Here is a 7819-nt window from a genome sequence, read left to right as displayed (position 1 = left end):
TCGAAGAAACCGTCGTCGATCCCGACCCGCTCCACACCCAGCACATCCACGAACAGACCACACAGAATCTCCTCGCGCGGCGAACGCGGACCACGAACGCCGGCGGCCACGTACTCGGGGGCCGGCATCTTCCTGCGGTCCGCCTTTCCGTTCGGCATCAGGGGGATCTCGTCGATGACGACGACGACCGCCGGGACCATGTAGTCCGGCATCCTGGACGCGAGGTCGGCGCGCAGAGCGGCAGGGTCCAGGACGGTGCCCGGTTCCGGCCGGACGTAGCCGACGAGCCGGCGGTCTCCGGCTGTGTCCTCGCGGACCATGGCCACGCTCTTGGACACACCGGTGCACTGGCCCAGTGCGTTCTCGATCTCGCCGAGTTCGATGCGGTAGCCGCGGACCTTGACCTGGTCGTCTGCGCGGCCCACGAACTCCAGCACACCCTCGGCACGCCATCGCACCACATCACCCGTGCGATACATACGCCCGCCACCCCACGGACACGCCACGAACCGCTCAGCGGTCAGCCCCGGACGGTCCAGATAGCCACGCGCCAACGGCTTCCCCGCCACGTACAACTCACCCGGAACGCCCACCGGCACCGGACGCAGCGCCTCGTCCAGGACATACACCCGCGTGTTCGGGAACGGCCGACCGATCGGCACCGCACCCGACGGCGTCACCTCACCCGGTTCCAACCGCCACTCGCAGCAGGTGACGGTCGCCTCGGACGGACCGTACGCGTTGAACACCACCACATCCGGATGACGCTCACGCCACCGGCCCAGCAACTCACCCGACAACGCCTCGCCACCCACCAGCAGCGTCTCCGAAGGAGCCACCGAAGTGTCCATCCCCTCCAGGAGAGCCAGATGGCTCGGCGTCATCTTCAGCAGCGTCGCGCCGTCGGTCTCGGCGAGCTCCCCCAGGCGCACACATCCACCGGACACCAGTGGTGCGAACAGCGCGGTCGCCGTCAGGTCGAACGACACCGACGTGTGCAGCTGGGAGCTTCCCCCCGCGCCCCCGTACGTCTCACGTGCGTGCAGCAGATACCCGCCCAGGGAACGGTGCTGGACCACCACACCCTTCGGCCGGCCCGTCGAACCCGACGTGTAGATCACATACGCCGCCGACGACAGCTCCGGCACCACACCAAGCGAAGACACCGACAACCGGTCAAGCTCCGCCTCCACACCGGCATCATCCAGCAACACCACCGGCACATCCGCCGTGATCACACCATCGAGCGCACCCGACACCGACAACACCAACACCGGCGCAGAGTCCTCCACCATGAACCGCACACGCTCAGCGGGATACTCCGGATCCACCGGCACATACGCACCACCGGCCTTCAACACCGCCAGCAACGCCACCACCACGTCCACCGACCGCGGCAACGCCACCACCACACGCGACTCAACACCCACACCACGCGACACCAACCACCGAGCCAGACGGTTCACCCGCCCGTCCAACTCCTCATACGACAACGCCACATCACCACACACCACCGCAGGCGCATCCGGAGCCAACCGCACCCGCTCCTCAAACAACACCGGCAACGACACACCCGGCACCTCAACCGCCGTGTCGTTCCACACCTCCAGCACCCGACGACGCTCGCCCTCAGCCAGCACATCCAGACGACCCACGAGGAGATCAGGTGTATCGGCCATGGTCCGCAGGACTCGGAGGAGTGTGCGGGAGACGGCATCGATGCGCTCGGTGTCGAAGAGGTCGGGGCGGTGCACCAGACGGCCGCCAACCTTCTCGCCCACGCCCGAGACCAGCGTCAGGGGGTAGTGGGTCGCGTTGCGCGACTCCACGTCGCCCACGCGCAGCGCCCCGGCGTCCGCGTCGCCGGCCGTGCGGGGAAAGTTCTCGAAGACCATGGCCGCGTCGAACAGTTCGTCGACGCCCACGGCGCGCTGGATGTCCTTGAGGCCGAGGTACTGGTGGTCCATCAGCTGGACCTGCTCGCGCTGCGCGCGCACGAGGAGGTCGGCGAGGGACTCGTCCGGCTTGAGGCGGACCCGCATCGGGACGGTGTTGATGAACAGCCCGACCATGTTCTCGACGCCTTCCAGCTCCGGCGGGCGTCCGGACACGGTCACACCGAAGACGATGTCGGGACGACCCGTGAGGTGGGAGAGGACGAGGGCCCAGGCGCACTGGAGGACCGTGTTCATGGACACGCCCTTGGACCGGGCGAGCTCGGTCAGTGCGCGGCCGGCCTCGTCGTCCAGGGCGAAGTCGAGGCGCTCGGGCACCACGGGAGTGCGGTCGGCCCCGGGGACGAGCAGGCACGGCTCGGTGATGCCGGCGAGCGCCTCCCGCCAGGCCGCCCGGGAGGCGTCCTCGTCGCGGTTGCGCAGCCAGTCGGGGTGCTCACGGTGTGACCGAACGGGTGGGAGGGCACTCGCGTCGCCGCCGTTGCGGTAGAGAGTGATGAGTTCACGCAGCAGCACCGCCATCGACCAGCCGTCGACGATGACGTGGTGGGCCGTGAGGACGAAGCGGTAGCGGTCCCGGCCGAGATCGAGGAGGCTGAACCGGACGAGCGGTGCGTCGCCGAGTCGGAAGCGCCGTGTCCGGTCGTCGGCCGCCTCGGCGGCGACGGCCTCGTCGAGTTCGGCGGCGGGGAGGTGGCCGAGGTCGCTCTCGCGCCAGGGCATCCGCACCTTCCGGCGTACGATCCGGACCCACTCACCGGACCTGCTCTGGCGGATCCCGGACCGCAGTCCGGGGTGTCGGCGCAGCAGTTCCTGGGCGGCGGCGCGGAGGGCGTCCCGGTCGAGCTCGCCGTCGAGATGGAACACGATCTGGGCCACGTAGACGTCCGGCGCACTTTCGTCATAGACGTGGTGGAAGATCATTCCTTCCTGCAACGGGGTCACAGGCAGGATGTCCTCGATCGACTGCGAGCGCGCGTTCACCACGGGTGTCCCTTCACTCCTCGACACAGAGCTTCAGATGCGAGGAAGCGGAAGCGCCGTCCCGAGAAATGCGATGACCGCTCATCCTTCGAGGCAGTCGGCGAACTCGGTGACAGTCGATTTCCCAGTTCCTCTAGGATGTATTTTTCCGACCATGGGCCGTGCCGAAGCTAGTTGGCCCCGGAAGAGGGCGTCAAGCATTTTGGGAACGGCCGAAGAAGGGCTGCGACCTGGCCGTACTGCGGCTTGGCGGTCGGGCCCGAAGGTCGGGGCCTCTCGATTGATTAGAGTGGTTATCCGGACCTGCACGGACCCTTTTTCGACCAGCGTCTTTTCGTGCAGGATAAATTCGTGGTGATTCCGCCTGCGGCAGCGGCTGGTGCGTGGCATCGGGAGGGAAAAGGGGGAGGGCCGTCCGACGTCGCCGGACGGCCCTCCCCCGGGCTGGTGGATCAGGCCGGGGGCCTCCCGGCCGCCGCGCGGACCCTGGCCACGAGCGCCGCGGTGTCCGTCGCCCGGGTGCTGGTGAAGTAGTGCCCGCCCTCGGGCAGTTCGTGCAGCGCCACCTCGTCGGCGACGGCCGACCAGTCGCGGTAGCGCTCATCGCCGCCCTTGGTGGTGAGGTCGTCCGCCGCAAGGACCACGTGGACGGGGGCACCGATCCTGTGCGCTGCCGGGTCGGCCCGCAGCTCCATCAGGTGGGCGTTGGCCGAGCGTACGTCGTGCTGGTAGGCCGAGCCGACGAGCGTCGCCCGTTCCGGCTTGAGCCGGTCCAGTTCCACGTAGGAGCTGTCCGTCATGAGCCGCTCGGTGATCTGGCGCGGGGTGAGTTCGCTGACCTCGTCGATCTCGGCCCGCAGAGCGGTGTCCGGCTCCAGGAGCAGCGCTCCGAGGAAGACGGCGGTCAGCTCCGCGCCGCTCTCCTCCAGCAGTCGGGCGGTGGCCAGGGCGTGGGCGCTGCCCGCACAGTGTCCCCATACCATCAGGGGCCCGGTGGCGCGCTGGAGCAGTTCGTCACGGACCCGGCGGGCGATCTCCGGGACTTCCTGGGGGAGCTCGGGAGAGCCGGAGAAGTCGTGGGCGGGCAGTTCCACTCCGAGTACGGCGATTCCGTGTTCCGCCAGCCGTTCGGCGAAGACGCGGAAGTTGACGGCGTTGCCGCCCGCGTACGGGAAGCAGACGAGGGTGGACAGCGGTTCGGGGACGTGGTCGGCCAGCGGCTGCAGCAGGCCGTACTCGGCGTCCGCGCCGGCGTCGAGGAGGGCTGCCAAGTCCGACAGGACCGGTGTCCCGATGAGCTGCTTGAGGGCGATGGCCCGGTCGAGTTTGACGACGAGCCGTACGGCGGTGAGCGAGGTGCCACCGAGGCGGAAGAAGTGGTCGTCCCTTCCGATGCGCTCCAGGGGGACCCCGAGTGCCTCGGCCCACTCCGTGGCGAGCCACCGCTCGGTCGGCGTGGCGGGGGCGGTGCGCGCGCCCAGCGCGTGGCCGAGGGTCTCGGCGAGTTCACCGAGCATCCGCTTGTTGGTCTTGCCGTTCTCGTTGAGCGGCATGGTGTCCAGGCGGTGGATGTAGGCGGGGACCATGTAGTCGGGCAGCACCGCGGACAGGTGCGCGCGCAGTGCCTGCTCCTCGACCGGGCCGGAGGCGACATAGAAGGCCGCGAGGCTCTTGTCCGCGCCCGTGCCCGCGCCGGGGTCGACGACGACCGCGCAGTCGAGCACGCCGGGCGCGCTACGCAGTTTGTTCTCGATCTCGCCGATCTCGATGCGGAAGCCGCGGACTTTGACCTGCTGGTCGCGTCGGCCGAGGTACTCGATGGTGCCTTCCGGCAGCCAGCGGCCGAAGTCGCCGGTGCGGTACAGGCGGTCGCCCGCAACGAAGGGGTCCGGGACGAACGCCTCCTTGGTGCGTTCCTCGTCGTTGATGTACCCGCGTCCGACGGACACGCCGGCGAAGACGATCTCTCCGGGCGTGCCCAGGGGCGCGAGCCTGCCCCGCGCGTCGAGTATGTACGTACGGACGTTCCGGAGGGATGTGCCCACGGAGACGAAGTCGCGCACGGGCGGTGCGGTGAGCACTGCGTGCATCGTGTCGTCGCTGACCTCGGTGGCGCCGTAGGCATTGACGAGCTGGATGCCGGGTTTGACGCTGAACCAGCGTCGCACCGGGTCGAGTTTGAGGGCTTCGCCCGTGATGGAGACCGAGCGGAGCACGCCGGTGTCCCGCGGGGTGCGTTCCAGCAGGCCGAGGAGGATCTCGAAGTACGAGGGGACGAGCTGGGCGACGGACACCCGGTTGTCGGCCAGTTCGTCGAGGAACCGGTGCGGGTCGAGCTGGGTGTCGGTGTCCACGATCCGCGCGGCGGCTCCCACCAGCCACGGGGCTATCAGCTGCCACAGGGAGATGTCGAAGCACTGGGAGGCGGTCTGGGAGACGACGTCGCCGGAGTGCATTCCGACGGACTCGATCTTCGCGTACAGGTGGTTGATCATCCCGGCGTGCTCGCACTGGGCGCCCTTGGGCGCTCCGGTGGAGCCGGAGGTGAAGTAGACGTAGGCCGACTGTTCCGGCGCGATCCTCGTCTCCGGGTTTCCGGGGTCGTCACCGCGCAGCAGGTCGTCGGCGAAGAGCGTGGGCCTGGTGTGCCCTGTGTCATCGGCCGTGGCCCGGACCAGGTCCCGTGCCGACTGTTCGGCGACGACGAAACGGCAGTCGCTGCGCTGGAGTTGAGTGGCCACGCGCTGGGCGGGGAAGTCGGGGCGCACCGGCAGGTAGGTGCCTCCTGCCTTCAGGACGCCGAGTACGGTGGCCGCCCATTCGAGGGTGCGTTCCATGACGACGGCTACGACGTCCTCGGGGCGCAGACCACGCTGGAGGAGGCCCGCCGCGATCCGGTTGGCTGCGGCGTTGAGGGTGCGGTAGTCCCAGCTGACGTCGTTGCGGGACACGGCAACGGCGTCCGGGTGGGCGAGGACCCGCGCTTCGAAGAGTCCGGGGAACATCGTGTCGGGCAGCTGCACCGTCGGCCCCGCCAGGCCGTGCAGGTGGTGCTCGCGCTCCTGCTCCGAGGGCAGTTCCCGTTCCCTGTGGTCGGCGTCGAGGGACGCCGCCAGGTGCTCGAGCGCGGTGCGGAAGTAGCCACCGATCCTGCGCGCGTAGGCCGTGTCGACGATGCGTGTCCGGTGGTGGAGGTGGAGGGCAGGGCGGGCCCCGGTCACCAGGACCACCTGGAGGGCGGTGCCCGCCGCGAGCGTCACGGGGTCGCCGGGGCCGTTGTCGTCGCCGGACCGGGACAGGTCCAGGACGATCTCGAACGCATGGGCCGGAGCGGTGCCCCGGCGGGCGACGCTCAGGGCCCTGCTCGTCGACACGACTGTCACGAGGTCGCGCCAGCTGCCGTCGGGGATCTCCGCCTGGAACGCGTCGGGCGCGCTCCTGTCCTCGGTCTCCGGTACGAGGTGGCCGACGACGACGAGTGGCTCTGCCGTGAGTTCGCCCAGCACCTTCACCAGGGGCGCCAGGAGCAGCGATTCCACCCCGATGTGTTCGTCGGCGGACAGCCGGCGCAGGGATGCGAGCGAGGCGGGTGACAGGTGCACCACCTCTTCGCCCACCGCGTCCCCGGTGACGTCCCACGCCGCCCATCGCGGAATCCTCGTCGGCACCAGGGTCGGTTCCGCTGTCGACAGCGACGCCTGACGTGGCATTTCGGACACTTCGACCCCCGCTCCTCGGGCGGCTGCCGCCCCGGCTGTTCCCGCTGACGAACCGCTGGTCACTGGCGCGACGCGCCTTCCATGGCCTCGACGAGGCTCTTGGGCCGCATGTCGGTCCAGTTGGTGTTGATGTAGTCCAGTGCCTGCTGCCGGTCGGTCTCGTGGAGCGCCACCGTCCAGCCCTCGGGTACCTCGGCGAACGAGGGCCACAGCGAGTGCTGACCCTCGTCGTTGACCAGGACGAGGTAGACGCCATCGGGATCTTCGAAAGGGTTCACGCTCATCTTTATGGCTCCTTGGGTTCCGTCAGCGCACGGCATTGCCCGGCGCACAGGACGGGAGTATACGAATCCCGGCCGGACAGAGCAGCGGCCGGAGGTAATGCGGGCGACTGATTAAGGAGCGCGTGAATGACCACGTCCGGGGATGATTCAGCGGAGTGCGTCATTAACCGGTCGTTGAAAGCCAGTGACAAACTGAACCGTCGCTCGCGAGAGTTTGCACCGCGGCCTCGGAAGAGTCGCGCGGTCTGCGAGAGGCGGTGTGGCGCGGCGTGGGAACTATGCAGCACACCTTGGCGACGAATGACGAATTCCGTGCGCTGATGTCGGGCTTTCCCTCCGGGGTGGCCGTGCTCACCAGCGTCGGGCCGGACGGCGCCCCCGTCGGCCTCACCTGTTCGTCCCTGTGCAGTGTCTCGCTGGACCCACCGGTCCTGTTGACCTGTGTCCGGAGTGAGAGTCCCACCCTGGACGCGCTCCTGCGGTTCGGCGGCTTCGCGGTGAACATGCTGCACGAGGACGCCCGTACGACGTCCGAGCTGTTCAGCTCCGGTGCGCCCGACAGGTTCGACCGTGTCGCGTGGCGACCGGCCGAGGACAGTGGTCTGCCCCACCTGGTCGACCAGGCCCATACGGTCGCCGACTGCGAGATCTTCTCCAGCAAGGTCGTGGGCGATCACACGGTCGTGTTCGGCGGGGTGCGGCGGGTGCGTCCCCTGACGTCGGCACCGCCCAGGCCGCTGGTCTACGGACTGTCCCGGTACACGGGGTGGGCGCCCCCCGGGGGGGGGGGGCCCCCCCCCCCCCCCCGGGGGGCGCGCGGGGCCCCCCCCCCCCCCGGCACCAGAGTCCGCCCACGCGTCCCCCCCCCCCCCCCCGC

At 69.2% G+C, this 7819-nt stretch carries 4 protein-coding genes; 1 reads left to right on the top strand and 3 read right to left on the bottom strand.

All coding sequences use genetic code 11. The features are described from left to right. The 3 genes from ACFWI9_RS20295 to ACFWI9_RS20285 form a co-directional block, all read right to left on the bottom strand. Positions 1 to 2942 (bottom strand): amino acid adenylation domain-containing protein (locus tag ACFWI9_RS20295; protein WP_387163865.1); only part of this gene is annotated, 2942 nt, incomplete at its 3' end. A gap of 449 nt (positions 2943 to 3391) precedes the next feature. Continuing rightward, the gene (locus ACFWI9_RS20290) at positions 3392 to 6649 is read right to left on the bottom strand and encodes an amino acid adenylation domain-containing protein (RefSeq protein ID WP_387163868.1); all 3258 of its coding nucleotides are present in this window, start codon (positions 6647 to 6649) and stop codon (positions 3392 to 3394) included. Positions 6650 to 6717: 68 nt separating this feature from the next. Then, positions 6718 to 6942, bottom strand: coding sequence for an MbtH family protein (locus tag ACFWI9_RS20285; RefSeq protein ID WP_387163864.1), 225 nt, complete (start codon positions 6940 to 6942; stop codon positions 6718 to 6720). 290 nt (positions 6943 to 7232) lie between these two features. Here ACFWI9_RS20285 and ACFWI9_RS20280 point away from each other — a divergent pair. Next, the coding region (locus ACFWI9_RS20280; RefSeq protein WP_387163862.1) for a flavin reductase family protein at positions 7233 to 7819 on the top strand (587 nt) is incomplete at its 3' end.

The organism is Streptomyces sp. NPDC127084, assembly GCF_042724175.1.
Taxonomy (GTDB): Bacteria; Actinomycetota; Actinomycetes; order Streptomycetales; family Streptomycetaceae; genus Streptomyces.
The sequence above is the reverse complement of the archived record's forward strand: the minus strand, read 5'-3'. Positions and strand labels throughout refer to the sequence as shown.